Below are 25,420 nucleotides of genomic sequence, written 5' to 3'. Positions count from 1 at the left end.
TGCGAAAGCCGACATCCAGATGCCGCAGAGGGGGAGTTTGCCGTCCCTGGCCGAGGATGTCCGCTTCCCGGCGAGCGCGACGGCCTTACTCCATATTGATTCGCTAGGATTGGCGGCGGGGCGAAACGAGTCATTGTCGTCAGCCCCGATAAACTTAATTTAGGCGCGGCGATTAGTCCGCCAAACCCGTTAAGCCAACCGACCCCGACGCGGCATGCACGGCTCACCCGCGCCAGGGTAGCGCTACACAAACGCGATCCCTTCGGTCACGGCGCGCAATTGACCACCAATTCGTCGCTGAACTGGCCGACTTCATGGTCTTTTTGCACATACACCGCCGTATAGCGACGCAATTCCGGCTTGCCCGGTACCAACAGAGCGCGGTTATCGATAAAGTGAGTCTGGGTTTCCCGCGCCAGAAACATGAACTCCGCGTCGTTATCGCGCTGGCAGTACAAATTGATGCCGTCGCTGCCGCCCTTCAAAAAACTAAATTCCACAACCCCGCCGGTTTGATCGATCGCTTTCAATACCGGTTTGGCCTCGGATAAATCCTGAGAGGACTCGCTGCCGATGATGCCCAGCAGATTGCCGATGGCCTGGGTATAGTTGCTCAGCGTTTTAATGCGCCTAGCCAAAATCCGGGTATGACCGCCCGACTGAATACAGGCCGCGGTTTTCTCCGCATTGGCATGCTGAGCTGCCGCCGCGCTGATGTTGGAAGCGGCAATTTTGCTGTGCAAAGCCTCGTTATCGTTGACGATCACCGCAATATCGTCATCGGACAAGCCCAATTTTTCCTTTAATGCGATCAGATTGTCTTTAAAACGATCATGCCAAAGCAGCAGCTCGCCATCGGAGCGGGGTAAATAATCGGATTTAGCCATGGTAAGACTCCTTAAAAAAGGACAGCGCCGGGATTGACCGTTAGCGCGGAGGCTGGTCAATAGCGGAGAAGTGATGATAAGAAGAGGGGATTTAGACTAGCGAATAAGCTAAGTCTTAGTGGATTGTAGATCAGCTTGCGCATCACTAGGGTGAGACCAATTGTCGCAGCTCCGCGCCGACCGGCCAGCGGATATACCTAGAGGCTATAAGGTTCGGACCGATTCCGGTATCGGCGCTGCCGGCCAAGCCGCGTTCGCGGCCATCGTTGGCAATCGTGGCGCGGTTATTCCAACGCATGCTACTGCCGGCCGGAAAATTCGCGCGGTATTTCGGTTCCGCCGCGCCGGAAAATCAGCCCACCGCACGGTAAATCGAGTCCACCGTATGCTCGGTCGGTTCCACCGCGCATTCCAGGCGTCAGAACGCACGGTCGAGTCGGCCGACCGCGCCATCGCCGGCGTCCACCGTGCGGTTCGAGTACCCCACCGTACGGTTTACTCGCGCTACCGCGCGGAAAATTCAGCGGTAAGCGCGTACCGGGTAGCCCGTGGCGCCGCACTCCGGCCGTCTGGGGCGGTATTCGACGATGGCGGCAAGCTAGCCGGGTATCGGCGGAGGCGCATGGGCAAGGTGGCTTTGCCCGACCTAGTTTTGCTGGACAGCGGCCGAGCCGGTTAGCTCTAAGGATGGGGCCCTCAAGAAAACGGAGACGATTCCGTGCGGTTCGCAAGCTCCCCGGTATCTGCACCAGCGGAAGTCGTGAGCAGAGGTAGGGCAAAATTGCCCACCGTTCAAATCCGCGTGAACACAAAACCCGTGCCTTACCAGGCTTCAAAATCCTGTTAAACGGAATCGACCAAACATTTGTGAGCATCCATCGCCGCACTTAAAACTATTTCCCATTCGGGCAGCGCAACGTATTCTCTATCGCTCAATAGGGTTCCATACTTTTCGAAAATAAGTAAGCGATCTTTGAAGGACGCACTAGAACTGAAACGGACAATGACTTAACCGTTGGCGTACGATTAGTCCGTTAGGGCGTCGAGATTCCAAGGCAACAGCGCTTCGAACTCTTCGACAGTTTTTGCGGTGGGAAGCTTTCGGAACAGATCGACCAGATAGGTGTAAGGGTCGACGCTATTGGCCTTACAGGTTTCGATCAACGAGTAAAGATTAGCGCTGGCACGGGCGCCGGCCACCGTATCGCAAAACAACCAATTGCGGCGGCCCACCACGAAGGGGCGTATGGCGTTTTCGCAGAGGTTGTTGTCGATGGGCCAAGCGCCGTTGTCGACGAAGCGGATCAGTTTGGACCACTGCGATGACAAGTAATGCAAAGCCTTGCCCAGCAAACTACCGGGGATTACCGCATGCAGATGTTGTAGCAGCAGGGCTTCGATTTTGACCAAAACCGGTCGGCTTTGCTCCTGGCGCCGCTGCCCACGCTGTTCGACGCTCAGGTCTTCCGTCTGAGTTTCAATCGCGTACAGTTCACCCATCGCCGCGATAAACTGCGTCGCCAGTTGCTCCGGGCCGCGCGCGGCTTTAGGAATGGCGGCTTCGGCCTCGACAAAATAACGCCGCGCATGCGCCCAACAGCCGAGGTGAATCGCACCCCGGCTGGCTGCAATGGCGTTATACACCTCATAGCCGTCGCTCATCAGTACCGCGCCGGGTTTGATGCCTTCATACAACGGCTGCGCATGCGTTCCGCCGCGCCCCGGCGTGTAGCTGAACAGCCGAATCGGCGGTCCGGAGCCGGTCATTTGTGCCCACAGATAGCTTTTGCTTTGCGCGGCTCGGCCGGATTCTTTGAGCACTTGAACCACGGTTTCGTCGCCCAGGATCAGATCGGCATCGAGCAGATGGTCGCGCAGCAAGTTGATGATGGGTTGCACTGCGTCGCCAACCCGCACCATGCTAGCCGCCAACGTGTTGCGCGACAGATCGCCGCCGAAACGGCTCAACAGCGCGGCTTGCCGATACAGCGGCAGGCTATCCTGGTATTTGGCGGTGACGACCCAGGCTAATGCCGTTTCGGTGAGTAAGCCTTTGGGGATGATGCGAACCGGTGCCGGCGTCACGCGAATGCTTTCATCGCAGCACGGGCAGGCATATTTGACGCGGTGATGTTGAATGACTCGCACCTGTTGCGGCACGATGTCGAGCTGCTCGCTGATTTCAGCGCCGATTTCCACCAGACGAGTACCGTCATGCGCACAGATGCGTTCGGCTTCCGCTAATTCATGGCGCACGATCTCACGCGGCAGATGCGGATCGAGCGGTTTGCGACCGCGTTTCTTACGGCGGTGACCGGCCACCTCGACCGCTTCGGGCGTGGCTTCCTCGGCGATTGGAGCACCGTTCGGCGCCAACACTTCGGCTTCGTTCAGGAACAGGTCGCGCTGGGCCGGATTGGCCCGCGCCTCGGATTTTGCGGCATACAGCCTATGCAGAAAGGCATCCACACGTTCTTTCAATAAATCCCGCTCGACCGTCACCAACCGCAGTTGACTCGCCAGCCGTTGCTGCTCGGCCAGCAAGGCTTGGTAGTCTTCGGTGGACAGCGTGATGGTGGGCGTCATGCCGTTATTTTACCGGCTTTACATCCGCGTTTCAGCCCACTTGGGTATAGGTTCGTGCCGGATGCGGCCGCATCGCGGCCAAGTCAATACCGGCTAACAACCAGTGGAGTTGCTCGACCGTCAACATCACAACTGCTGCCTCTTTCGGCCAGTGAAAACGGTCGGCTTCCAGCCGCTTGAGCATCAACCAAAAACCGGTGCGGTCCCACAACAGCAGTTTGATCCGATCCCGCCGGCGGTTGCTGAACACGTAGATGGCCGGCTCGAACGGATTCAAGCCTAATGCCTGCTCAACCAGCAGCGCTAAACCATTGATGGCCTTGCGGCCGTCGACCGGCTCGCGGTGCAGGTAGACCTTCAATCCTGCGTCGAAACGAAACATGGCAGCTCGGCCAACGCCTTCAAAATCACCGGCAGGTCGCTCAGTGCGACAGGCTGTAACGCGAGTTTAACGCCGTTGGGCAACTCCGCACTGAGCGCTGACTCAGCCGGTTTCTCTGCGCTCAGCGACTGAACGGGCACAAAAGCCGGCAACGTTAATGGACTGTTCGGATTCGGATGTCCTGTTTCTCGGTAATGCCCCATCCACTTGCGCAGCAGATTGGCATTGATACCGTATTGCAGAGCGATCTTGGCAACCGATGTGCCCGAATGCAAGCAAACTTTCACTAGCTCCCGCTTGGCTTCCGGATCATAAAGGCAACGGCCGTCTCGCCCGTGCCCCACGATTAATGGCCGCGATAATCGCGTGTTATGCTCCTTCATAGGTGTCCACCTGATTATAAGTGGACACTATCTTCGTTCCTTTCGAGCTGTTTATACAGATGCTGTTAAAGGACCGCTTACGAAAATAACTCCAATTGCATCACATACTCTCTTAACTTTAAAAGCCTCTTCTTTATTCTTTAAGCACAGTCCGATCCAACTCTCAGACTCAGAAGAAAGTGTGGTATCGTCAAACAAAAAATGTACAGCTAAATCAAATTCATCATACTCGATACCACTTTGGTAATCATGATTTATCCAACAAGACCGTTGATATTCGGCGTCACTTAGACCTTTTAAATAAAAAATAAGCTCATTTCTAAGATTGAGATATTTCATTTTGGCGAATTCCAAGTAGCCTAGTTTTCATATTCGCTCAATGGAAAATGAGCTTGTTGATAGTTTTCAGCAATAGAAACTTCAATTGAAATTCCGTCTCGCCCAATTACTTGCCCATTGCTTCTTACAACGACAGGATCTACCTGCTCGGATGGGTTAAGGCCGTAGCGTGCGGTGAGGTAACGAACCGCAGGGAATAAAGTACGCCGTTTCGCTTACGGTGCGGTAAGCAAGCTTACCGGCATCTACGCCAATGGATATCGCGAACAGAGTTAGGGTGGGCAAAATTGCCCGCCATTAAAATCCGCGTGGGCATAAACACCCTGTTCACCCTACAGGACTCGCCCTTAACTGATTATGGATTAATCCTTTCCCTAAACGCAGCAACAAGCCGCATACCGTCACTTTTCCCTGCAGGGATCAGATTTATAATAATTAAAACGGCGTTCACCAATGTAAATACAAATACAAATGGCCCAAGAACCTTAGATTCAGGACTCCCAAACGTCACAATATAAAGCGTAGTTGCTAAAAGCAGTAATAATTGGGCAATAACTCCTCCAGCATAAAACAACAAACAGGCCGAAAATGACTTAGGTTTCTCGGCAATACACCATCCGCCAGCGCCTGTAACGAGAATGCAGTGTACTTTAGAAGAGTACATCTTTGCTGCTATGGCATGACCAAGTTCATGGAAAATGATCAAGATTGTATAAGCAGCGACTAATGGCAAAGTTCGAATTAAAGTAGGATTTCCTAGAAAGAAAGCAAAAAATACTCCTCCGACCGGGAATGTCCAATGGATAAAAATTGGAACATTACGAATTGAAAACCTTCCTATATATCCGCTCTTTGGGATTCGGTTTTCCATGTATTTATGCATAACTAGTCATTAAACATTTTCCGTATGTCACCAAGCTAAATACTTATTTTTTGAGTAACTCAGTGGTTAGGCCGTAGCGTGCGGTGAGGTAACGAACCGCAAGGAATAAAGTACACGGTTTCCCGAACGTTGTGGTTTGCAAGCTCACCGGTATCGACGCCAGCGGATGTTGCGAACAGAGGTAGGGTGGGCAAAATTGCCCACGCATTAAACCGCGTGGGCACAAAAACCGTGCCCACCCTACAGGACTTCAATCGACTGGCTCCTTTCTTCAAACACCACGCCCTTGGAATGTTCCGCTCTCTTGATAATGATTCGATAGGTGAATTCGAGCGTGTTGTTCTTTATGTTAGTTTGGTAAGCATAAATGGCAACCAGATGCGGCTCATGGCCACAATGTACGACAGAGCCTTCTATCATCGGCTTATAAGCAGCGGATTTGCGAGACTTCTTGTATTTCAGTCGCTCGCTCAGAGAACTCGATCTGTCAATATAAAGCTGTTCGACGTACGCGGCAACATCACGCACGGTCTTTCGGGGAGACAAGATTGAGACAAGTCGTTGAGGGGTCTGATAGGACTCCTCAAAGATGATCCACGCGGGGCCGTGTTTCATTCGACGCCTAACGTAAAAGTGAGGGGCTGCACGCTTTTGCGCAGGTCTTAGCGTGCGGTGAGGTAACGAACCGCACGGAGGCAAGTACGTCGTTTCCCGAACGGTGCGGTTAGCAAACCTACCGTCAGCGTATAGAGGTAGGGTGGGCAAAATTGCCCACCATTCAAATCCGCGTGGGCACAAAACCCGGTGCCCACCCTACAGGGCTAATTGGACGCCTCATTCGAGCCGTCGATCGTCGTCATGACTGTCACGCCGCCGCTGCGAAGGAAGCGAACGAAAGTAGTTTCGGGGTACCTCGACGCCAGGTGCTCTAAGAGTGCGGCATCGTCGCGCCTGGGTGCATCACCACCTGCCGAGAATATCTGGCCGTCGGCGATAGCGCGTTGAATGTCGAACACGGCGTCATCGGCTGCCAGAACTCTGACGATTCGACTGACAGCAAAGGCATCAGCGCGGGGAGAGAACGGGTTGAGGAACAGGCTGATCAGGCCATCAACCTCGATCATCACGCCGTCAATCTCGGGGAACCGGAAGAAGTCGGCATGGCCAGCATATGCACAGTGCCACGGACGCCTTGGGTGCGATGGGCGATCAGCCAGGACCATGCGCATGCCGTAGAGGCTGGACCCAATCTGCTCCTTGGTGCCGCTGACAAAAGGGCCGCGATCTGCCCGATACCATAGGAGTCTAAGGTCGTCCGACTGTGCGGCTGTGTCTAGCTGGCGACTAGCATGCTTGACCTCCGCCGAGATACTGTTGTGCTTGTCCAAGTTGGTCAGGATCTCAACCTCCCGGCCAATTCGAACTGCCTCCATGTCACCGCGCAGCACTCGGTCCTCGGAACGAGTCTTGACCTCCACGTACATCGTGACGCCGTCCGACAATGTTACCAAGTCGGGCTGCAGCGATATTGACGTCTCGGGGATGGGCTGCACCTCGAAGCCGAGCCTCTCGAGTCGCGCCATGACATCATCGCGGTTCTGGTCATTCACGGTTATGTCCAACTAGTTACTGAGCGATTTCCGTATATCACCAAGCCAATACGCATTTTTTCAATAACTGATGGGTCAACATGAAATTTTCCTTTCTGTATACCATTCAGAGTTCAAAACTGATGACCGGTAACGGAGCGATCGGCGTCATTGAACCACTGGATCGACCGATTGCAGCCGGGCTAGTGTTCGCTGCCAGTTTATTCGATTTTACTCCCAATAACACCATTGCCATGCCGGATAAATCCGCAGGATTGAATTATAAGGTGCCGCCTTCCTTGGCGGCTTTTGTTAACGCATTTCTCCGAACACGTTAAACCGGGTATTCCGGGTAATCGAGTGCCTGCTACGTGGCTCCGGTCCTATTGATCACGGTTATTCCGTTTAAGCTGAGCTCGGCTAAGCCCAGGCGGTGTGCCCTTCGACAGGCTCAGGGCGAATGGTATTTGAAGGCTCGGTTAATCACTCATTGCTCCTGAACGCCCGGTACCACTTGCCGCCGCGGAATCACCAACGGCGCGTCCGGGTTTTGCGGATGACGGCTGATGCTGACCGGGTAAGCGAATACTTGCCGGATCAGCTCGCTGTTCAGGGTTTGCGCCGGCGTGCCGATGGCGGCCAGCCGGCCTTGATGCAATAGCGCGATGCGGTCGGCATAAAGCGCGGCCAGGTTCAGGTCGTGCAAGATCGCCAACACCCCGGCCTGTTGTTCGTCGGCGAAGCGGCGGGCGATGGCCAACACCGCGTGCTGGTGGGCCAGGTCCAGCGCCGAGGTCGGTTCGTCCAGCAATAAATAGCGGTGCAGCGGGTCTTGCGGCTCCCAGATTTGCGCCAGCACCCGCGCCAGTTGCACCCGTTGGCGTTCGCCGCCGGACAGCGTGGTGTAGATGCGCTCGGCCAGATGGCCGGTATCGGTCATCGCCAGCGCCTGTTCGGCGATGGCCCGGTTTTGCGCGGCGCTGTGGCTTTTGCGCTGCGGGCTGCGGCCCATCAGCGCCACGTCGCGCACCGTGAAACGAAACGCCAGCCCGGCACTTTGCGGCAACACCCCGCGCAGCAAGGCCGCCCGCTGCGGCGGCCATTCCGCCAGCGGCCGGCCGTTCATCCTCACTTGGCCGGCGAACGGCGCCAGTTCGCCGCTGATGGCCCGCAACAGGCTGGATTTGCCGGCGCCGTTCGGGCCGGCCACGGCCAGTACTTCGCCGGGGCGCAGTGCCAGCGTCACGCCGTCCAGCAAGGTTTTCGCGCCGACGCGCAGGCTCAAGTCTATGGCTTGCAACATGTCAATGGCCCATCAGTTTTTGCCGGAACAGCAGCCACAGAAAAAACGGGCTGCCGAGCAGGCCGGTGACGATGCCGATTGGAATCTCGGCGGGCGCCGCCAAACTGCGGGCCAGATCATCGGCGCAGATCAGCAGCAAGGCGCCGAGCAGCGCCGACGCGGGCAACAGCCAGCGGTGGTCCGGCCCTAGGGCCAGCCGCAATAGATGCGGCACCACCAGGCCGATGAAGCCGATCACGCCGGACAAGGCCACCGCCGCGCCGACGCCGAGCGCGACCAAGGCCACCACGCCGGTTTTGATGCGTTCGACCGGAAATCCCAAATGGCCGGCTTCGGCCTCGCCGAGCAGCAAGGCGTTCAAGGCATCGGCCAGCCACGGCAACAGCAGCAGATTGGCCAGTAAAAACGGCGCGCCGATGGCAACGCCGTCCCAACCGGCGCCGTTCAGGCTGCCCAGGCTCCAGAAGGTCAAGCTGCGCAATTGGTCGTCGTCGGCCAGATACACCAGCAAGCCGGTGGCCGAGCCGGCCAGCGCGTTGATGGCGATGCCGGACAACAACAGCGAGGCTACGTCCAGCCGGTCGCCACTGTCGGCCAGCCGGTACACCAGCCAACTGACCCCAAAACCGCCGGCGATGGCCGCGACCGGCAATAAATAAGCGCCGAATGCGCCAGCCACGGCGCCGAACAGACTGTCACGCAACACGATGACCGCCACCGCGGCCAGCGCCGCGCCGCTGGAAACGCCGATCAAGGCCGGATCGGCCAGCGGATTGCGGAACAAGCCCTGCATCGCCGCACCGGATGCGGCCAAGGCGCCGCCGACCAGCAAACCCAACACCAGGCGCGGCGCGCGGATCGCCAGCAGCACCGCTTGCTGGTCCGCGCCGAACGGCCAGGGCAGAGCGATACCGAAGCGGTCGGCGACGATGGCGGCGGCCTGGCCGGCCGAGATCGCGACCGCGCCGCTGCCCAGCGAGGCCAAGGCGGCGACGGCCAGCAGCAATGCCAGCAGCCAGCACAGGCCGGCGCGGCTCAAGCTCGGTTTTAGCCGAAGACGCGGTCCGGCCGTCGCCATCACGGCATGGACGGTCATCGGCCTGCCCCTACGTCGGCGGCAACTGCCGGTTCGCCGTGCAGCCGTTTGGCCAGTTCCAGCACGGTCTGGCCACTGTGCAAGCCAAAGCCGAGCAAGGCCAGGGTATCGACGATAAAGACTTTACGTTGCCGGCCGGCCGGGGTGTGGGCGATGCCGGGTTGCCGGTAGAACGCTTCCAGACCGCCGATGGCGTTGGCGGCGACGTCGGTCAACAAAATCACGTCCGGCGCGGCGGCGACCATCGCTTCGGTACCGATGGGTTTGTTGCCTTGCAGTTCGCCGGCGGCGTTGGCGGCGCCGGCCAGCGTTAATACCGCGTCGGCGGCGGTGCCGCGTCCCGAAGCCAGCGGCGCGCCGTGAGCCACCGCCATCAAAAACAGCACTTTGGGGTGTTCACGACTTTGCGCGCGCCATTGCGCCAGTCGATCGAAGTCGGCTTGCACTTGATCGGCCAGTTCCCGGCCGCGTTCGGGCTGTTCCAGCAAGGCGGCGATGGCGCCGATTTTGGCGGCGATGCCCGCGGCGGAATAGTCCTCGGCTAGCGTTTGAATTTGCACGCCGGCCGCGCGCAATTGCTCCAGCACCGCCGGCGGGCCGGCGTGGGCGCTGGCCAGCACCAGGTCCGGGTTTAGCGACAACACGCCCTCGGCCGACAGCGTGCGCATGTAGCCGACTTGCGGCAGCGCCTGGGCGGCGGCCGGGATCAGGCTGGTGCTGTCGACGCCGACCAGGCGCTCGGCGCCGTCTAGGGCGTAGACGATTTCGGTCAGCGCGCCGCCGACCGAGACGATGCGGCTCGGAACGGTGGCGTCGGCCGGCGCGGCGGCGGTTAGCCAAAAGAGGGCCGCGCAGGCGGCTCGCGCAAGTTTATGGCTTATTGATCCGGCCCTTAACTGTGTGAACCGTTCGTGCTGATTTGGTAGAAGTACAAGCCGCCTTTCGACAGGCTCAAGGCGAACGGATATTAAAACTTCACTAGGCCGGATCAATAGGGATGTAGTCTGTTTCATGTTGGGTTTTTCGTTTGATTCATTCATAGGCCCTATTTATCCCTGGTGTTCCGTTCGGGCTGGGTTCGTCGAAGCTCGAGGTAGTTCGCCCTTCGACAGGCTCAGGACGAACGGTATTTAATGGCAGGATTGATAGGCTGCCTCGCTCGCGGCTAAAGTCGCTCCGCCTATGCCGGCGCTTCGGCCGGTTCGCGGGTCTGGTGGCCGACGTCGTTGACGTGGCGGATTTGCGCCAAGTCGTCGCCTTCGATCGCGAACGCCTGGGCGAAACCTTGCACGAAACTGCCGCGTTGCGGCCGTATCCGGAACAAATGAAAGTCCTGCATTTTTCGCAATTGGCGGATGAAGGCGCCGAATTTTTCCTCGAACAGACTCATCAGGTATTCGAAGGATGCGGTATCGCGGTCGATTTCGGCGGCGGCGCAGTGGTAGGTCACGCGCTGGCGGGCGAACAAGTGCGCGGCCTTGGCTTCGTCCTCGACGAACAGCAGACAGACTTTGCCGTTGTCGAGCAGGTTACGGGTATGGGCGGATAGTTCGCTGACGTAGATGTAGTAGTCGCCGTCGTGGCGCACGTAGGCGGCGTAACTGGCTTCCGGTTCGCCGGCGGCGCCGACGGTCGCCATCAGCACCGAGTCGAAGCTTTGCGGCAGGGCTTGACAGGCGGCGCGGACTTGGTCGAGATCGATGTTTGGGTGGTTCATGATAAAAGTTCTCCGGGAAAAAATGACAAAGTGGTCGGGCTAGACCTGGGTTGGTCTTGGGGATGCCGAGCGCTGTAGTGCCGCCAGGAAGTCGCGCCACGGCGGACTCTCGCCGGCGTCTTCGTCGAATTCGCCGCATAGCGCCGCGACGGTTCGGCCGGCGCCGTCGCGCAGCAGCAGGCCGCTAAAGCGTTGGTGGCGGAAGGCTAGTTCGGCGATCGCCAAGTGATCGATGGCGGTCTCGTTTAAATGCAGATTGAACTGGGGATCGAGGATGTTGAACCAGGGACCGGTAATCCGCAGGTTTTGCACCGGGCCGGCATGGACTTGCAACGCGGCGCGGCTGGCGGTCAGGATGTGGATAGGCAGCAAGGCTTGCGCCAGTCGACCGACGAAATCCCGAAACAGCCCGGCCGGCAGGCACGCGGCCGCTTGCCGGGTTTCGGCGTGGCGCCACAATGCGGTCCAGCGCTGCCATTGGGCCGGCAACTCCGGCTGCGGGTTTAGCCACGGCGCGCCGGGCGCGGTGGCGGGCAGTTCCAGCCGTGTCGACTGATCGGCGGCGCGAAAGCGCTCGACTAGATCCCAATAGGCTTGGATATTCGCGCCTTGGTTTATGACCCCGGCCCGATTGCTCGAGGGCATTCCGTTCGGGCTCGGTTCGTCTAAGCCCGAGGTCGTTCGTCCTTCGACAGGCTGGGGGCGAACGGTCTTTAAGGGTTGGGATAATAGATATATCTTGTGGACGGCTTCGCCGTCGGCACCGAAGAATTGCAGACTGCGGCGCGGGCCGTCGGTCGACGCTTCGCTGACCGCGTAAGCGCAATACCAGTCGCTTAGCGCCAGACACAGGTCGATGCGGCGGCCGGCGACGATCGCCAGCCGGCCGTGGGCTTCCGGCCGAGCGTATTCGCCGGTTTTTTCGTGGACGGCGGCGGCGTTGCGGGTCAGCGCCATCACCGGTCCCAGTGCGGCGACGCCGCTCAGCAGCGCCGGCCAGTCGCCGGTTTGCAGCCGGATGACGTTGTCGCCGCAGCCCGTGGCCAACAGTTCCGCTTCGCTGACGCCCAGCGTGGCGGCCGCGTCGCGTATCCGCAGGTGCGGCCGGCAACTTAGCAATTCGCGCCATGCGGCTTTTAAGGTGTCCGGCGCGGTGGCGTCTTGGGTCAATTGAGTGTTTAGCATAGCGAATCTCCTACAGGTCGAGGAAGGGGCCGCCTTGCGCGGCGGGGGGCTCGCGCAAGGCGGCGGTCGCATCAAGCGGCCAGGGAGTTACGGCGGTTCGCGTAGAGCAGCGACATCAGACCGGTACCGAACATCCAAACCGCCGCCGGTAACGGCACGTTGGAAATCGGTCCGCCCGAGGTAGTCAGCGGACCGATGTCGATTGCCACTTGGCCCAGGCTCAGGCTGGGTTCGGCGCTGCCGAACGTGAATTGATAGCTGGCCGCCGCGGTCGGCAGATCCCAAAAGGCCAGATACTGCACCAGCGCGACCGCGCCGAACGAGCTGTCGTAGGCCGGATCGTAGTAGGTCTGCGCGGTATAGGTCGGCGCCTCGCCGTTGAGCAGAATGCTGGAGTAATTGGCTTCGACGCCCCAGGTTTCGAATTGCAGCACCGCGCGGGTGGCGCCGGAAGTACTGCCGCTCAGCGAGGCGACGAAGTTTTCGACGACGCTGAAACTGTACAGATTGCCCGAGCCGGCCACGAAGGTGCCGCTGTTCCAGGCCAGATTGGCATTGCTGGTGCCGGCGCTGCCGACGTCCGGCGCGGCAGTGCGAGTGCCGGGGTAGGAACTGTCGACGAAGGTGTCCCATTCCGCGTAGAGCGTGCCGGTGTCGCCGCGATCCCAACCGCCCCAAGCGGCTTCGCTCGGGGTGTCGAAGCCGTAGCCGGCCGCGTAGGGATCGGGATTGTTGGTGTAATCGGCGTTGGCGATGCCGGCAACGGCCAGCAGGCTGGCGATCAGGGTCGATTGATGCAAGTGTTTCATGGGTAATGTCCTTTGAATGAATGTGAACGCAGCTCTTCGCCAGGAAGACGGTGCGCGGGTATTGCCGAATATACGATCCGCCGCTTCGGCCCCGAGCCGGCGATCCACGATGGCTGACGCCATCGGCGGTGGCGGATGGGAAAAACTCATGAGGTTTCGTCCAGGCCAGCCCGCTCGCGCGGCGGCGCGGCGAGTTCCGTCGGCGGCCGGTAGCGGGACTGGAAATCCACGACATAGCGGTATTGCTTGCCGCAATGAATGATGACTTCCTTCTGGCCGCGCTTGAGCAGGCGCATTTCCACGCGCAGTTCGCCGAAGCCGTCGTGGTGCAACAGTTCGTCGAACAAGGCTTCCAGTTGTTTTTTCGGGCCGTTGGCCCGGTGGCTATGATTCATCGTGGTTCTCTTCAGTAAGCGATTTTCAGCGTGACGCCGAGGTTGCGGCCGGGCCGGGAATAGCGGTCGCGGATGTCGGCATTGGCGAACGGACCCAAATTTCGGTGCGGATTGCTTTCCTGGGTGTCCACGTCTTCCCAATCGATGTAACGGCTGTCGAAGACGTTGAACACGCCCAGGTTTAGGCTGACGTGCGGATTGATCCGGTAATAGGCGTTGAAATCGACGACGCCGTAGCCGCTGGTCAAATAGCTGGCGTCGGCCGGCGCCGTGGCCGCCTGCTTGGGGCCGACCAGGGTCAGGATCAGTTCGCCGCCCCAATCGCCGGCGGCTCGATCGTAACGCAGGCCGACCACGCCCTTGATAGGACTGATCTTACGCAACGCGACATCGTCGCTCCGGCCGCTACGCAGATTGGTACCTTCGGTGTAGGAGCCGCTCAGCAGCAGGCTGGCGCCGGACAGTTCGGGCCAAAACCAATCCAGAAATACTTGGCTCTTGAATTCGACGCCTTGCATGCGGATCGGATCGGGGCTGTTGACGGTTTGAAAGGTCAGGTATTGGCAGCCGCTGCCTTGGTCGCAGATGGTCGCGTCGTACATGAAGTCCTCGTAGTCGTTGCGGAACAAGGTCGCGTCGAATTGGCCGGCGCCGCCCTGGCCGCGCAAGCCGACTTCGGCGCCGACGCTGGTTTCCGGAGTCAAGGCGCTGTTGGGTATCGTGGTGTAGCCGAAGGTGGCATTGGTAAAGCCCAGATTGCTGTCGCTGAAGTTGGGACCCCGGAAGCCGTGGCTATATTGGCCGTGCAGCGTGAAGGTGGCGTTCAAATGCAGCAGCGCGCCGAATTTGGGTAGAAAGGCTTCGGCGTCCTTAATGGTCGGTACGATGGGGGCCGCGCCTTCCGCGACGGCTTGGGCCGAAGCCTTTTCGAACAGGTAATCGCTTTTCGGCAATAGCCGGTAGTATTCCCAACGGCCGCCGGGGATCAGTTCGACGCGCCGGTCGAATAGGCCTATCGTGTCCTGCAGGTAAGCGCCGGCCTTGGTAACGGTGCTGAGCGGAAAGTCGCGCACCGGAAATTCGTCGGGCAGTATCGTATGGGTGACGGTACCCTTGCCGTTGCCGCACTCCGGGGTGACGCCGCCCTGGCGCGGCGGACGCGGTTTGCCGGTCAGGCAGGTTAGGGTGCCGTCGCGCTGCTGGGCCACGCTGTTTTTGCTGATCTGGCCGCCGTATTGCAGATCGTGCTCGCCGACGGCGAACTGGAAATGCTTGTCCAGTCGCAGTTGGCCGCCTAAGTCCTGGTTATCGAAATCGAAGATGCGTTCGACCAATACGTGGCCGTTGGCGTTGGAGGTCCGGTCCTGAAAAGTGACCTGGCGGGTGGCCGAGCGTTGCGTGTAAAACTGCCAGAAGACTTGGTCGAACAGCGGCGTTTGCACGGCTTTCAGCGTGTGGTCCAGTGCCAGCCGCCAACGCGATTGGTCGTCGTCGGTCAACATCCGGTTGACGAAGCGGTTGCTGATGTCCAGATTCTGGCCGTACAACGCGTCGAACTCCGAGACTTTGTTCAGCCATTCGCCGCTGATCCGCAGCACGTTGTCGTCGTTGAAGCGGTACAGCAATTTAGCCAGCAGGTTGTAACCCTGATTGTCTTGCGGGCTGGGTAGGGTTCGCCGCGCATCGCGGCTGTCGATGCCGCCTTGGTTGTCGGTTTCGTTGCCGTGGCTGTGGGTGAACACCGCCAATCCCTCCCAGCCGCCCAGCGCGCCGGCGGCGGTGCCGGTTTGGCTGAATTGGTTGTCGGTGGTGTTGTAATGCAATTTCAGGCCGGTATAGCTGGGTTTGCCGAATACCTTTAAATAGTCTTGCGGGTCCTTGGTGACGAAATTGACGGTGCCGCCCAGCGCGTCGCCGCCATAGGCCGCCGGGCCGCTGCCGCGTACGATCTCGACCGCTTTCAGCGCGTCCATGTCCACCGCGTTGCGGGTTGAATTGGCGAACGAGCCGATGCCGAAGCTATCCGGCAGGCGCACGCCGTCGATCTGCATCAATACCCGGTTGCCGCCTAGTCCGCGTATCGTGAAGCCGGTCGAGCCGAAACGTTGCGGATCGCTGCCGACATTGACGCCGGGTTCGTAGCGAATCAGATCCTTGATGTCGCGGACCATGCGTTGCTCTATCGTCGCCGCTTCTATCGTCGATTGGGTACCGGCTGAGGCGGTCTTTTGGACTTCCGCGGCGGATTTGACCGTGACTGTCGGTAGCTCGAGGTCTTCCGCCGCGTCCGTGGAAGGCTCTTCGGCGTGTGTCGGGCCGGCCAGCAGCCACAGCATCAGGCACAGCCGGCAATGCCGCGCATCCCGCTTGGGCAGCGGCTTCGGATAGCGGCGTCGGATAGCGGGTATCGTCGAAAATTCGTGTATGTCAACCATGTGTTGTCGCAAGCAGTCGGAATCGCTGGCTGCCTGGCACGCTGGCTAGGGGGCTGACGGGGTTAAAGGTCAAACAATGTCGACAGGCCGTTTGGGCCGTGTCGTCGTCAAGTTGGCCGGTCGGCCAATCCGATTTATAAAGCGGCCCCATCTATCACGGGTATTTCCGTTCGGGCTGGGTTCGGCTAAGCCCAGGCTGGCGTGCCCTTCGACAGGCTCGGGGCGAACGGTGTTTATAAGGGCCGGGTTAATTCTACTTTGTCAGATTTAAGCAATGCCGTCATGCCCGCCGGGACGCGGGCATCCAGTGCCATGGATGGCAAGCTTCGATCCGTCCGTGGGGTCTGGATTTCGGCAATCCCTGCCGAAATGACGAGCACTACCGAGAATCTGACAAGGTAGCATTAATAAATCGGTACTTTCTCTATCAGCCGGAGACGCCATGGCGTCGTCGGGCCGTTCGATGGCTTGGCGGCAAACGGAAGGGTGACATCCTTGTCGGCCGACCTATCCTGGTCGGCATCCGTCGCAGTCACGACCGCCGCGCTGTTCAAACGGCGGTTCGCGGCAGCCTTGCCATCAGTGCTCGGGTTCCGCGCCGGGAGCGGTACCGATAACATCGGAATTCGCATGCGTGCTCCGTGAGACTAGCGTTGTCCTCGAGTATTCGGCTACCTGGCGGTCGAAGGCTGGGTGGCGGGTTGGCCGGATCGCGGTCCGGCCGCGCGGGTTAAGGTTTTTCCGGCTCGGAGACGAAACCGATTCGGGTGACGCCGGCCTTGGCGGCATCGGCCAAGGTCTCGGCAACGAAACGGTACGGCACGTTTTGGTCGGCGCGCACATGCAGTTCCGGTTGTTCGGGCGATTGGGCGATTTCCGCCAGGCGTCGCCGAGATTCGTCGCGGTCGATGGCGTCTCGGTTCCAGAAAATCCCGCCGTCCGCGTCGATGGACAACGCGATCGGCGGCTGCTCGGGCCGTTGCGGAATGCTGCTGGCCTTGGGCAGGTCGATTTTCACCGCGTGGGTCATCATCGGCGCGGTGATCATGAAAATGACCAACAGCACCAGCATCACGTCGATCAACGGGATCATGTTGATTTCGGCGACGGTGTGACCGCCGGCGCCCTGTTTATCGAAGCCGCCGAATGCCATTAGCGTTCTCCGCCGACGTAAGCCAGTTCCGCGCCGATGGGCTGAGCGGGGATCTGGCCCGGATTCAGCGCGCTGCCGGTGGTCAGGAAGGCAAACAGGTCGTGGGCGAAGCCGTCCAGGCGCGACAGCAATAGGCGATTGCCGCGCACGCAGTCGTTATAAGCCAGCACCGCCGGAATCGCGACCGCCAAGCCCAGGCCGGTCATGATCAAGGCTTCGCCGACCGGTCCGGCGATTTGGTCCAAGGTTGCCAGTCCACCTTGGCCGATACCGACCAGCGCGTGATAAACCCCCCACACCGTGCCGAACAGACCGACGAAAGGCGCGGTGCTGGCGATCGAGGCGAGCGCAGTCAGGCCCCATTCTAGTTGGGCGGTTTCTTCGTCGATGGTGCGGCGCATGGCTCGGGTCAGGAAGTCGCTCGCCGAGCCGGCTTGTTGCAAGCCGTGGCCGTGGCGGGCGTGGTGCTGGCTGGCCGCCAGCGCATGCCGGGTTAGGTTGCTGAATGGATCGCGGCCTCGTACCTGGCTCGCGACCTCGGATAAGGTGTCCGCGTTCCAGAATCGACGTAGGAAGTCGTCGGCCTGGCGCCGCACGCGCACGGCGCGCCACGCTTTCACGACGATGAAATACCAACTGGCCACCGACATCGTCAGCAGCAGGCCGAACAAGCCGGCCCCGACGCTGTCGGTTTGGCTCAGAAAGTGATTGAGGCTTTGGTTAAGTTCCATGGTTTATCCTTCCAGAGAGAATGAAACGGGTATCACGACCCAGGCGGAGACGGTTTGTTCGCCGCGCTTGGCGGGCACGAAGCGCCATTGTTTGACGGTTTCCAGCGCGGCTTGGTCGAGGCGGTCGTAGCCGCTGGTTTTGCGCAACGTGACTTGGTCGACGCCGCCGCCGCCGTTGACCAGGACCCGGAGCAGAACCTTGCCCTGTTCGCCCAGTTGGCGAGAAGCGGGGGGGTAGGTAGGCGCCGGATTGTTTAGATAATCGGCGTTCAGGTTAGGTAGGCTCAACGGCGCGGAGGCGTTGGCGGTTTCCGCTGGCGCGGATGTCGGCGCGGGCGCCGAAGGGGTGATTGCGGGGTTTGGCGCGGATTCGGCGGGCGGCAATTCCGGTATGGGTTCCGGCGCGACGCTTGAGGCGGATTCATGGTTGGCCGCTGCGATTAGACGCGGTTGCTTGAGCGGTTTGGCGGCGGCCTTGGTTTTGGCGACCGCCTTGGCCGGTGTCGGGACCGGCGGTTTTGGCTGGACTTGCGGCGGCTCCGATGCCGGTTGGGCGCTATTGATCCATTCCACCATGATGGGGCGCGGCGGCGTCGGCGATGGTTGGGTATCACTGTTCGGCATCAAGCCGAACCAGGTCAGATGCAGTCCGATTGCCAAAACCAAACCTAAGCCGCTTTCGTTGATTTCAGCGGTGCGTGCGGTGATGGCCGCGGATTGATACGGACGCTCGGCCGGCAAAAAGCGCATCGGCGCCAGGCAGGATAGCGAACGTAAGCGGTGGGTCGGTAACATGGCAGCCTCTCCGTCAAGGGTGGAAAAGATTGGCTGGCTACCGGAGGGTGGCTGGCTGAGGTGGATGGAACGCGCTATTTGGTCAAAATCAGTTTGCCGTTGCTGGTAATGCGCAGTCGGTATTCTTCGCCTTGGTGCTCAATGACGATCTCGGTTTGGGCGCCGAACAGCGCGCGACTGTTCAGTCGCGGTCGGTTGCGCAAGGCCTCGGCATTGGCGCCGGCGGTTTTTGCCGTTGGGTTGGTGTTGGTTTCAGTCATAGGTTTCTTCCGGAATGGGTCGCGACGAATTTACTGGTATCGCGGCAGGCCGCCGTCCCGCCGATCAAGCAATAAGCCCGTCACGCGCTGCCAGTGGTCGTGCAGTTGTAAATACATATCGCGACTGGCGGCGGTATGGTCCAATTGCGGATGGCTTAACAGCAGCGCCAGCTGGCTGACGATGCGGTGCGCTAGTTTCGGGCAATGCCGGCCGTTGATGAATTGGGTCATTAGCAAGCAGGTCATCGTGTGTAGCTGCGTCAATTCACGGCCGTGGGCCGGGCTGGATAGTTGATCGTCGAACATGATGCCTCCGCTAACTTTGGAAATGATCAAAAACGCCGCACGCTGTTTAACGTGTTCAAGTTGTGCAGGTGCGGCGTGACAGGACGAGAGAACACTGTCGGTTACAAATGATAATGATTCTCAAATTCGAGTCAAGCGGAATTTTTGGGGGATATCGTAAAAGGGGCTTAAAAGACTTTGCGTTTGCAGGATTCGAGGGTTTAGAGCGACGCGTTTACGTTGGTGTGCGAATGTCGCCGTAAGTTAGTACCCGGTGAGTTTGGAAATGGCCGGAGTTGCGGGTATTTCGGTGACGGAGGGGGCAGCAATGGACCTGACTGAGCCTGTTTGCTGACGCGATCGGTAACGGATTGTTGGTGACGGGGTGGTGAGGCGCGCCCGACGAATCGGCGGGCGCGCGAAGAAAGGTCTCTGTGCTGGTTAAATCCAGTCGGAATCGCTGTCATCGACGGCATCGGCGTCATAGCCGCTATCGTCGCCGACCAAATAGTCGTTGCGATTATCGTCCGCTTGGGCGGTTTGGATTGCGTCGTCGCCGTAATAGTTGTTGATGACTGTTTGTTCCGGCATCAATTCGTTGGCGCCGTTGTGATTTCCCCAGGCAGATCCGCCGAAGCCGCTACCGTGGTGCCCCAACAGGCTTTCGATACCTTGAAACAAAAACGATCCCGCCACGACCCCAGCCGCCGTGGTGGCGATGTTGCCGAGAAAACTGGAACCGCCGCCGAAACTGCTCGCTTGCGACGGCATTGCCGCCGTTCTAGGGGGCTGGTAGCTGCCGGCACCCGGAACGCCCGCGCCGGCCGGTTGCGCCCACGGGTCGTTTTGCAAAAATCCGCCGCGTTGCGGCGTGTTCTGCAATTGGTTTTGAAGCTCGGCGATTTGTGCTTTCGCGGCGTTTAGGGCTTGGTCTTGCAACATCGCGCGTTGGACCAACAGGTAGGCGGCATCCGGCTGTCGCGCGACTACCTGGGCGATCAGCACTTCGGCTTCGGCGTCCTTGGCGGTCAATTTGAATTCGCTCAAGGGTTTCAAAAACTGGGTAAGTTGATCGCGTTCTTGTGGATTCATCGGAATGGCTCCCTGACGTTAAAATAAGCCGGCCCCGCGGCCGGTGTCGCAACTGACTGCCGGTTCGGCATAAAGTTTCCAACGATCTGGGGATGGCTGGCGGATTTTCAATAGCACGGCGATCTCGCGTGGTGTTGGGAAAGTCACGAATTACGCGGTGTGAACTTAGAGCCAGGCACGCATTGAGCCGGGCACGGGAGTCGGCCAAGCGAAGACGTTGTCGCCGGCCATAAGCCAGCGACAGACTGAAGCGAATCGGACTGGGTAAGCGTTGCGGGCTCGGTCCTTTCGCCGGAGAGACGGTTTACTGGGCTTTCGCCAATTCGGCGCGCATTTCGGCGATGACGGCTTTGTAATCGGGCTTGCCGAAGATCGCCGAACCGGCGACGAAGGTGTCGGCGCCCGCTTCCTTAATCTCGCGGATATTGGCGGTGTTGACGCCGCCGTCGATTTCCAGGCGGATGTCCAAACCGCTGTCGTCGATGATTTTTCTGACCTGGCGCAATTTAGGCAGCGCGGAAGGCAGGAAGGACTGGCCGCCGAAGCCGGGGTTGACCGACATCAGCAAAATCATGTCGCATTTGTCCAGGACGTGGTCGAGGAAGGACAGCGGCGTGGCCGGGTTGAAGACCAGGCCGGATTTGCAGCCGTGGTCGCGGATCATTTGCAGGCTGCGGTCGATGTGGCGCGAGGCTTCCGGGTGGAAGGTGATGTAACTGGCGCCGGCCTTGGCGAAGTCGGGAATGATGCGATCGACCGGTTCAATCATCAAATGCACGTCGATCGGCGCGGTCACGCCGTGCTTGCGCAACGCGTCGCAAACCAAGGGGCCTATCGTCAGATTCGGTACAAAATGGTTGTCCATCACATCGAAATGCACAATATCCGCGCCGGCATTCAACACGTTGACGACTTCCTCGCCCAAACGCGCGAAGTCGGCGGAAAGTATGGAGGGTGCAATCAGATTATCAGCCATTTTTTTATCCTGTTGGTGAGGTGAAGACCCGACATTATATTAAGTATTCGCGGTGAATTTCGGTTTTTTTGGCCGTAGTCAGCCGGGCGCTAGCTAGGTTCGGCGAGTCCGTGTCGGGACGGTTTTTAGCTGGGATTCGAGGATGGGGCGAGTGCGAGGTCACTTCGCCTCTGGAGGCTGTCGTAAAAATCAAAACAGAACCCTCTTCCGCGAGGAGAGGGGGCGTTAACGATACCCGCCCTCAGACGACAGCCGTATTAATGTCCGACGCCGGTTTGACGATGCCTTGCCGGCTGGCCAGCAAGGTCAGTTCCGCCATATTTTTTACGCCCAGTTTGTCCTTGATCGCGGTCGCGTGGTTGCAAACGGTTTTGTAACTCAGGCAGAGTTTTTCGGCGGCCTCCCGCGACGTCAAGCCGTTCGCCAACAGGCAGAAAATGTCGAATTCGCGCGGCGACAAGGCCTTGATCTTGGTCTCTTCATCCTGGTCCACGGCCATATTGATCGCAAGCTGCTGGGCGATATCCGGATCGACATAGGTACCGCCCTCGGCGATCGTGCACACCGCCGTCACCAAGGTGTCGGGCTCGTTGTTTTTAGTGATGTAACCTTTCGCGCCGGCTTTGATTGCCCTGGTCACGTAAACCAGCTCGTTGTGGATGCTGAACACCAGGATGCGGCACTGCGGGTGTCGGCTCAACAGGCGGCGTATCGACTCGAAGCCGCCCAATCCGGGCATCGACAAATCCATGACCACCACGTCCGGCGTCTGCTTGGAATAGAGTTGGCAGGCGGTTTCGCCACGGTCCGCCTCGTAAATTTCGCCGATGCGTTCCGATAGACCTAGGTAGGTTTTATAACCGGTTCTGACGACCGCGTGGTCGTCTACCAGCAAGACATTGATTTTACGATTCACTGAGTTCAGCCGGAAAAAAGTGGGTTGGATTGCCGGCGGCGTTGATGCGTCGGATCCGGGTTTGCACAGCGGCTTCGATGCCGCCCATGGTCATGATGCCCGTTTTCGTCGATTCGGACTATGGGAGCTTTTCCTGTTCTGATCGAGGTGTCGCGTGGTTGTACGGGAATATTTCTCGACAATTTTCTTGTCATTTTCCCCGTTTCTTCATGGATTCTTCCGTAACGCCGCAAGGGGGGCTTTCTTTACCATTTGCGGCAGCATGGCACGGCCGGTCTTAAGTCTTCGTGTGCGACTTGATCGAGACGGCTGATGTGAAAAGGCGATGGTTTCGCCGCGGGTTCCCGGATCAAGCCTAAGTCGAGCGCACCACCGTTCGGTTTCGGTGGGGGCTGTCGTCGGCGCATCGGCTTTTTAACCTAAGGCTCCCTTAAACCTGATCTGTCGGGCCATGCACCCCACATAAACAACACAGGAGGATTCATGCAAATTTCACGATTTGCCAAGCAGGTCACGACATCGGCTCTATTGACGAGCGCCGCGCTGGCCGTGTCGCAATCGGCACAGGCGAATAAGGAACTTGAACAATTGTCCAAGCAAAACACCAACTGGGTGATGCAGACCAAGGACTACAGTTCCACGCATTTCAGCGAGTTGATCGACATCAATGCCAATAACGTCAAGAATTTGAAAGTTGCGTGGTCGTTTTCGACCGGCGTACTGAACGGTCATGAAGGTGGCCCCTTGGTCGTCGACGGCATCATGTACGTGCATACGCCGTATCCGAATAACGTGTTTGCGCTGGATTTGAACAATCCCGACAAGATTTTCTGGCAATTCAAGCCTAAGCAAAATCCCGCCGCTCGCGCCGTGGCTTGCTGCGACGTCGTCAATCGCGGGCTGGCATATGCACCGGCGGGCAAGGATTACCCCGCCACGATCTTTCTGAATCAGTTGGACGGTCACATCGTCGCGCTGAACGCCAAGACCGGCGAAGTTTTGTGGAAAATGGAAAATTCCGACATCGCGATGGGTTCGACTCTGACCATGGCGCCGTTCGTCGTCAAGGACAAAGTCATCGTCGGTTCCGCCGGAGCCGAGTTGGGCGTGCGCGGTTATGCCACGGCCTACAACATCAAGGATGGCAAGCAGGCGTGGCGGGTGTACGCGACCGGTCCCGACGAAGACTTGAAACTCGCGAGAGACTTTAATAACGCCAATCCGCATTACGGTCAGTTTGGCTTGGGACAAAAAACCTGGGAAGGCGACGCCTGGAAAATCGGCGGCGGCACCAACTGGGGTTGGTACGCGTACGACAGCGATCTGGAGATGCTGTACTACGGTTCCGGTAACCCGGCTCCCTGGAACGAAACCATGCGGCCCGGTGACAACAAATGGACGATGACCATCTGGGGGCGCGACGTTAACACCGGCGAAGCCAAGTTCGGCTACCAAAAAACGCCGCACGACGAGTGGGACTATGCCGGCGTCAACTACATGGGCTTGTCCGAGCAAGTGGTCAACGGCAAAAAACGCAAATTGCTGACTCACCCCGACCGGAACGGTCTGGTTTACACCCTGGATCGCGAAAATGGCGATTTGATCAATGCCTTCAAAATCGACGATACCGTCAACTGGGTGAAAAAAGTCGATTTGCAAACCGGCTTGCCGATCCGCGACCCGGAATATTCGACACACATGGACCACCAAGCCACCGGCATCTGTCCGTCGGCGATGGGTTACCACAACCAAGGTATCGAATCCTACGATCCGAACAAGCAATTGTTCTTCATGGGTACCAACCACATCTGCATGGACTGGGAACCGTTCATGCTGCCTTACCGCGCGGGTCAGTTCTTCGTCGGCGCGACTTTGAACATGTACCCGGGTCCGAAAGGCACTTTGGGACAAGTTAAGGCGATGAACTCGGTCACCGGCAAAATGGAGTGGGAAGTTCAGGAGAAATTCGCGGTTTGGGGCGGCACCACCGCGACGGCCGGCGACTTGGTGTTCTACGGCACCTTGGACGGCTACATCAAGGCGCGCCATTCCAAAACCGGCGAGGAACTGTGGAAGTTCAAACTGCCTTCCGGCGTCATCGGTCATCCGATCACTTATAAACACAACAACAAACAATATGTTGCGATTTATTACGGTGTCGGCGGCTGGCCAGGCGTCGGCTTGGTCTTCGACCTAGCCGACCCAACCGCCGGTCTCGGTGCGGTGGGTGCGTTCAAGGAGTTGGCGCATTACACCCAAATGGGCGGCGGCGTGATGGTGTTCTCGCTGTAAATCGTAGGGTGGGCACATCGTGCCCACCTTTGGTCGACCGAATCGGTGGGTATTGCATGCCCACCCTACGCTGAAATCCAAACCATGAAAAAAGCGATACATATTTTTACCGCGTTGGCGCTGGGTATCGGGTCTGCCTGCGCCCAAGCCGAACCACCGGCCTTGAAAGTCTGCACGGCGGAAAACGAAATGCCTTACGCCAACAAAGCCGGCGAAGGCTTCGAAAACAAACTGGCGCAATACGTTGCGGAGCAACTGGGTCGCAAGCTGGAAGCGGTGACTTGGACCGATCCGCGTTACTTCATCCGCGACTTCGTCGACAAAGGCTTGTGCGACGTGGTGATGGGTGTCGATCACGGCGATCCGCGTTTGCTGACCACGCTGCCGTATTACCGGTCCGGCTATGTCTTCATTACCCGCGAGCAAGATCATTTGGACCTGCGGAACTGGGACAGCCCGGCGTTAAAAACCGCCAAGCGCATCGCGTTCGCGCCCGGTACGCCGGCGGAAACCATGCTCAGGGCGATAGGCCGTTACAACGACATGTTCAGCTATCAGCAAGAGCTGGTCGGGTTCAAATCCAAGCGCAATCAGTACGTCAAGTACGACAACGACAAGCTGGTGAATGAAGTGGCTACCGGCAAAGCGGAAATCGCCGTGTTATGGGGGCCGGCCGCGGCGCGTTACGTTAAAGCGTCCAATACCCCGTTGACGATGACGGTGATACCGGACGACAACAAGCGAGCCGACGGTGAAAAAGTCGGTTTCCATTACAGCACCTCGATCGGCGTGCGTAAGGGCGAAGTCGCGTTGTTGGAGCAATTGAACAAAATTGTAAGAGACAAGCAAGACGAGATCGGCGAACTGCTGGAAGCGGAAGGTATTCCGCTACTGGACGAACCCGAGACCGCCTTGTCCATGAACTAACAGG

27 protein-coding genes are annotated in these 25,420 nt (G+C 58.9%); 3 read left to right on the top strand and 24 right to left on the bottom strand.

The window, feature by feature from the left end:
- Nucleotides 1-266: 266 nt before the first annotated feature.
- From ACQE3E_RS13585 to ACQE3E_RS13550, 8 genes are all read right to left on the bottom strand, one after another.
- Nucleotides 267-887, bottom strand: coding sequence for a hypothetical protein (locus ACQE3E_RS13585; protein ID WP_064030057.1), 621 nt, complete (start codon nt 885-887; stop codon nt 267-269).
- A gap of 1,026 nt (nt 888-1,913) precedes the next feature.
- On the bottom strand, nt 1,914-3,473 hold the full coding sequence (tnpC, locus tag ACQE3E_RS13580) for an IS66 family transposase (protein WP_313728405.1): 1,560 nt from the start codon (nt 3,471-3,473) through the stop codon (nt 1,914-1,916).
- Between the two features lie 31 nt (nt 3,474-3,504).
- Nucleotides 3,505-3,855, bottom strand: coding sequence for an IS66 family insertion sequence element accessory protein TnpB (gene tnpB / locus ACQE3E_RS13575; protein WP_313727828.1), 351 nt, complete (start codon nt 3,853-3,855; stop codon nt 3,505-3,507).
- On the bottom strand, nt 3,831-4,238 hold the full coding sequence (locus tag ACQE3E_RS13570; RefSeq protein ID WP_231883784.1) for a transposase: 408 nt from the start codon (nt 4,236-4,238) through the stop codon (nt 3,831-3,833). The genes tnpB and ACQE3E_RS13570 overlap by 25 nt, the downstream gene beginning before the upstream one ends.
- A gap of 51 nt (nt 4,239-4,289) precedes the next feature.
- Nucleotides 4,290-4,577: an SCO4402 family protein gene (locus ACQE3E_RS13565; RefSeq protein WP_313730067.1), complete on the bottom strand. Its 288-nt coding sequence runs from the start codon at nt 4,575-4,577 to the stop codon at nt 4,290-4,292.
- A 355-nt stretch (nt 4,578-4,932) separates the two neighbouring features.
- Nucleotides 4,933-5,448, bottom strand: a complete 516-nt coding sequence (locus ACQE3E_RS13560; protein WP_427500657.1) for a hypothetical protein — start codon at nt 5,446-5,448, stop codon at nt 4,933-4,935.
- A gap of 252 nt (nt 5,449-5,700) precedes the next feature.
- Nucleotides 5,701-6,075, bottom strand: a complete 375-nt coding sequence (locus tag ACQE3E_RS13555; RefSeq protein ID WP_313730070.1) for a hypothetical protein — start codon at nt 6,073-6,075, stop codon at nt 5,701-5,703.
- Nucleotides 6,076-6,281: 206 nt separating this feature from the next.
- Nucleotides 6,282-7,070: a hypothetical protein gene (locus ACQE3E_RS13550; protein WP_313730072.1), complete on the bottom strand. Its 789-nt coding sequence runs from the start codon at nt 7,068-7,070 to the stop codon at nt 6,282-6,284.
- 80 nt (nt 7,071-7,150) lie between these two features.
- Between ACQE3E_RS13550 and ACQE3E_RS13545 the strand changes: the two genes are divergently transcribed.
- Entirely contained in the window at nt 7,151-7,387 is a 237-nt protein-coding gene (locus ACQE3E_RS13545; protein ID WP_313730073.1) for a hypothetical protein, read from the top strand.
- A gap of 149 nt (nt 7,388-7,536) precedes the next feature.
- Here ACQE3E_RS13545 and ACQE3E_RS13540 read toward each other — a convergent pair whose 3' ends face one another.
- The 16 genes from ACQE3E_RS13540 to ACQE3E_RS13465 all read right to left on the bottom strand — a co-directional run bounded on the left by ACQE3E_RS13540 (nt 7,537) and on the right by ACQE3E_RS13465 (nt 22,197).
- Complete coding sequence (locus ACQE3E_RS13540) at nt 7,537-8,352, bottom strand: heme ABC transporter ATP-binding protein (RefSeq protein WP_313730074.1); 816 nt, start codon at nt 8,350-8,352, stop codon at nt 7,537-7,539.
- Nucleotide 8,353: 1 nt separating this feature from the next.
- A complete protein-coding gene (locus ACQE3E_RS13535) occupies nt 8,354-9,448 on the bottom strand; it encodes a FecCD family ABC transporter permease (protein ID WP_313730075.1) in 1,095 nt (364 codons plus the stop codon).
- On the bottom strand, nt 9,445-10,461 hold the full coding sequence (locus ACQE3E_RS13530) for a heme/hemin ABC transporter substrate-binding protein (protein ID WP_313730077.1): 1,017 nt from the start codon (nt 10,459-10,461) through the stop codon (nt 9,445-9,447). Before ACQE3E_RS13530 ends, ACQE3E_RS13535 begins: the two co-directional genes overlap by 4 nt.
- Nucleotides 10,462-10,628: 167 nt before the next feature.
- Nucleotides 10,629-11,165 (bottom strand): HugZ family protein, encoded by a 537-nt coding sequence (locus ACQE3E_RS13525; RefSeq protein ID WP_313730078.1) that lies wholly within the window; start codon nt 11,163-11,165, stop codon nt 10,629-10,631.
- A gap of 39 nt (nt 11,166-11,204) precedes the next feature.
- The gene (locus ACQE3E_RS13520) at nt 11,205-12,350 is read right to left on the bottom strand and encodes a ChuX/HutX family heme-like substrate-binding protein (RefSeq protein WP_313730079.1); all 1,146 of its coding nucleotides are present in this window, start codon (nt 12,348-12,350) and stop codon (nt 11,205-11,207) included.
- A gap of 71 nt (nt 12,351-12,421) precedes the next feature.
- Complete coding sequence (locus ACQE3E_RS13515; protein ID WP_071158181.1) at nt 12,422-13,159, bottom strand: hypothetical protein; 738 nt, start codon at nt 13,157-13,159, stop codon at nt 12,422-12,424.
- A 146-nt stretch (nt 13,160-13,305) separates the two neighbouring features.
- A complete protein-coding gene (locus tag ACQE3E_RS13510) occupies nt 13,306-13,554 on the bottom strand; it encodes a hypothetical protein (RefSeq protein ID WP_064030080.1) in 249 nt (82 codons plus the stop codon).
- 11 nt (nt 13,555-13,565) lie between these two features.
- Nucleotides 13,566-15,989: a TonB-dependent hemoglobin/transferrin/lactoferrin family receptor gene (locus tag ACQE3E_RS13505; RefSeq protein ID WP_427500656.1), complete on the bottom strand. Its 2,424-nt coding sequence runs from the start codon at nt 15,987-15,989 to the stop codon at nt 13,566-13,568.
- Nucleotides 15,990-16,719: 730 nt separating this feature from the next.
- Nucleotides 16,720-17,142, bottom strand: a complete 423-nt coding sequence (locus tag ACQE3E_RS13500; protein WP_313730081.1) for an ExbD/TolR family protein — start codon at nt 17,140-17,142, stop codon at nt 16,720-16,722.
- Nucleotides 17,142-17,873, bottom strand: a complete 732-nt coding sequence (locus tag ACQE3E_RS13495; RefSeq protein ID WP_313730082.1) for a MotA/TolQ/ExbB proton channel family protein — start codon at nt 17,871-17,873, stop codon at nt 17,142-17,144. Before ACQE3E_RS13495 ends, ACQE3E_RS13500 begins: the two co-directional genes overlap by 1 nt.
- Before the next feature lie 3 nt (nt 17,874-17,876).
- Nucleotides 17,877-18,668 carry an energy transducer TonB gene (locus tag ACQE3E_RS13490; protein WP_313730083.1) on the bottom strand — a complete coding sequence of 264 codons (792 nt, stop codon included), beginning with the start codon at nt 18,666-18,668 and terminating at the stop codon, nt 17,877-17,879.
- A 74-nt stretch (nt 18,669-18,742) separates the two neighbouring features.
- Nucleotides 18,743-18,928, bottom strand: a complete 186-nt coding sequence (hemP, locus tag ACQE3E_RS13485) for a hemin uptake protein HemP (protein WP_064030090.1) — start codon at nt 18,926-18,928, stop codon at nt 18,743-18,745.
- Nucleotides 18,929-18,958: 30 nt separating this feature from the next.
- The gene (locus ACQE3E_RS13480; RefSeq protein WP_064030092.1) at nt 18,959-19,234 is read right to left on the bottom strand and encodes a hypothetical protein; all 276 of its coding nucleotides are present in this window, start codon (nt 19,232-19,234) and stop codon (nt 18,959-18,961) included.
- Nucleotides 19,235-19,654: 420 nt separating this feature from the next.
- Nucleotides 19,655-20,305: a DUF2076 domain-containing protein gene (locus ACQE3E_RS13475; RefSeq protein WP_313730084.1), complete on the bottom strand. Its 651-nt coding sequence runs from the start codon at nt 20,303-20,305 to the stop codon at nt 19,655-19,657.
- Between the two features lie 304 nt (nt 20,306-20,609).
- Nucleotides 20,610-21,281, bottom strand: coding sequence for a ribulose-phosphate 3-epimerase (rpe, locus tag ACQE3E_RS13470; protein WP_071158193.1), 672 nt, complete (start codon nt 21,279-21,281; stop codon nt 20,610-20,612).
- A 241-nt stretch (nt 21,282-21,522) separates the two neighbouring features.
- A complete protein-coding gene (locus tag ACQE3E_RS13465; RefSeq protein ID WP_064030099.1) occupies nt 21,523-22,197 on the bottom strand; it encodes a response regulator in 675 nt (224 codons plus the stop codon).
- A 483-nt stretch (nt 22,198-22,680) separates the two neighbouring features.
- On the opposite strand from ACQE3E_RS13465, the gene ACQE3E_RS13460 reads away from it, so the two are divergent.
- Nucleotides 22,681-24,489: a methanol/ethanol family PQQ-dependent dehydrogenase gene (locus ACQE3E_RS13460; protein ID WP_064030101.1), complete on the top strand. Its 1,809-nt coding sequence runs from the start codon at nt 22,681-22,683 to the stop codon at nt 24,487-24,489.
- 84 nt (nt 24,490-24,573) lie between these two features.
- Nucleotides 24,574-25,416, top strand: coding sequence for a methanol oxidation system protein MoxJ (gene moxJ / locus ACQE3E_RS13455; protein ID WP_064030104.1), 843 nt, complete (start codon nt 24,574-24,576; stop codon nt 25,414-25,416).
- Nucleotides 25,417-25,420: the final 4 nt, after the last annotated feature.

It is taken from the genome of Methylomonas sp. MED-D (genome assembly GCF_050276835.1).
Lineage (GTDB): Bacteria > Pseudomonadota > Gammaproteobacteria > Methylococcales > Methylomonadaceae > Methylomonas > Methylomonas koyamae_A.
This window is presented reverse-complemented; position numbering and strand designations above follow the sequence as displayed.

What these genes read in the sequence shown, in the direction of transcription:
- ACQE3E_RS13585 (WP_064030057.1), bottom strand. Translation starts at nt 887, where the DNA reads ATGGCTAAATCCGATTATTTACCCCGCTCCGATGGCGAGCTGCTGCTT.
- tnpC (WP_313728405.1), bottom strand. Translation starts at nt 3,473, where the DNA reads ATGACGCCCACCATCACGCTGTCCACCGAAGACTACCAAGCCTTGCTG.
- tnpB (WP_313727828.1), bottom strand. Translation starts at nt 3,855, where the DNA reads ATGTTTCGTTTCGACGCAGGATTGAAGGTCTACCTGCACCGCGAGCCG.
- ACQE3E_RS13570 (WP_231883784.1), bottom strand. Translation starts at nt 4,238, where the DNA reads ATGAAGGAGCATAACACGCGATTATCGCGGCCATTAATCGTGGGGCAC.
- ACQE3E_RS13565 (WP_313730067.1), bottom strand. Translation starts at nt 4,577, where the DNA reads ATGAAATATCTCAATCTTAGAAATGAGCTTATTTTTTATTTAAAAGGT.
- ACQE3E_RS13560 (WP_427500657.1), bottom strand. Translation starts at nt 5,448, where the DNA reads ATGGAAAACCGAATCCCAAAGAGCGGATATATAGGAAGGTTTTCAATT.
- ACQE3E_RS13555 (WP_313730070.1), bottom strand. Translation starts at nt 6,075, where the DNA reads ATGAAACACGGCCCCGCGTGGATCATCTTTGAGGAGTCCTATCAGACC.
- ACQE3E_RS13545 (WP_313730073.1), top strand. Translation starts at nt 7,151, where the DNA reads ATGAAATTTTCCTTTCTGTATACCATTCAGAGTTCAAAACTGATGACC.
- ACQE3E_RS13540 (WP_313730074.1), bottom strand. Translation starts at nt 8,352, where the DNA reads ATGTTGCAAGCCATAGACTTGAGCCTGCGCGTCGGCGCGAAAACCTTG.
- ACQE3E_RS13535 (WP_313730075.1), bottom strand. Translation starts at nt 9,448, where the DNA reads ATGACCGTCCATGCCGTGATGGCGACGGCCGGACCGCGTCTTCGGCTA.
- ACQE3E_RS13530 (WP_313730077.1), bottom strand. Translation starts at nt 10,461, where the DNA reads ATGAAACAGACTACATCCCTATTGATCCGGCCTAGTGAAGTTTTAATA.
- ACQE3E_RS13525 (WP_313730078.1), bottom strand. Translation starts at nt 11,165, where the DNA reads ATGAACCACCCAAACATCGATCTCGACCAAGTCCGCGCCGCCTGTCAA.
- ACQE3E_RS13520 (WP_313730079.1), bottom strand. Translation starts at nt 12,350, where the DNA reads ATGCTAAACACTCAATTGACCCAAGACGCCACCGCGCCGGACACCTTA.
- ACQE3E_RS13515 (WP_071158181.1), bottom strand. Translation starts at nt 13,159, where the DNA reads ATGAAACACTTGCATCAATCGACCCTGATCGCCAGCCTGCTGGCCGTT.
- ACQE3E_RS13510 (WP_064030080.1), bottom strand. Translation starts at nt 13,554, where the DNA reads ATGAATCATAGCCACCGGGCCAACGGCCCGAAAAAACAACTGGAAGCC.
- ACQE3E_RS13505 (WP_427500656.1), bottom strand. Translation starts at nt 15,989, where the DNA reads ATGGTTGACATACACGAATTTTCGACGATACCCGCTATCCGACGCCGC.
- ACQE3E_RS13500 (WP_313730081.1), bottom strand. Translation starts at nt 17,142, where the DNA reads ATGGCATTCGGCGGCTTCGATAAACAGGGCGCCGGCGGTCACACCGTC.
- ACQE3E_RS13495 (WP_313730082.1), bottom strand. Translation starts at nt 17,873, where the DNA reads ATGGAACTTAACCAAAGCCTCAATCACTTTCTGAGCCAAACCGACAGC.
- ACQE3E_RS13490 (WP_313730083.1), bottom strand. Translation starts at nt 18,668, where the DNA reads ATGTTACCGACCCACCGCTTACGTTCGCTATCCTGCCTGGCGCCGATG.
- hemP (WP_064030090.1), bottom strand. Translation starts at nt 18,928, where the DNA reads ATGACTGAAACCAACACCAACCCAACGGCAAAAACCGCCGGCGCCAAT.
- ACQE3E_RS13480 (WP_064030092.1), bottom strand. Translation starts at nt 19,234, where the DNA reads ATGTTCGACGATCAACTATCCAGCCCGGCCCACGGCCGTGAATTGACG.
- ACQE3E_RS13475 (WP_313730084.1), bottom strand. Translation starts at nt 20,305, where the DNA reads ATGAATCCACAAGAACGCGATCAACTTACCCAGTTTTTGAAACCCTTG.
- rpe (WP_071158193.1), bottom strand. Translation starts at nt 21,281, where the DNA reads ATGGCTGATAATCTGATTGCACCCTCCATACTTTCCGCCGACTTCGCG.
- ACQE3E_RS13460 (WP_064030101.1), top strand. Translation starts at nt 22,681, where the DNA reads ATGCAAATTTCACGATTTGCCAAGCAGGTCACGACATCGGCTCTATTG.
- moxJ (WP_064030104.1), top strand. Translation starts at nt 24,574, where the DNA reads ATGAAAAAAGCGATACATATTTTTACCGCGTTGGCGCTGGGTATCGGG.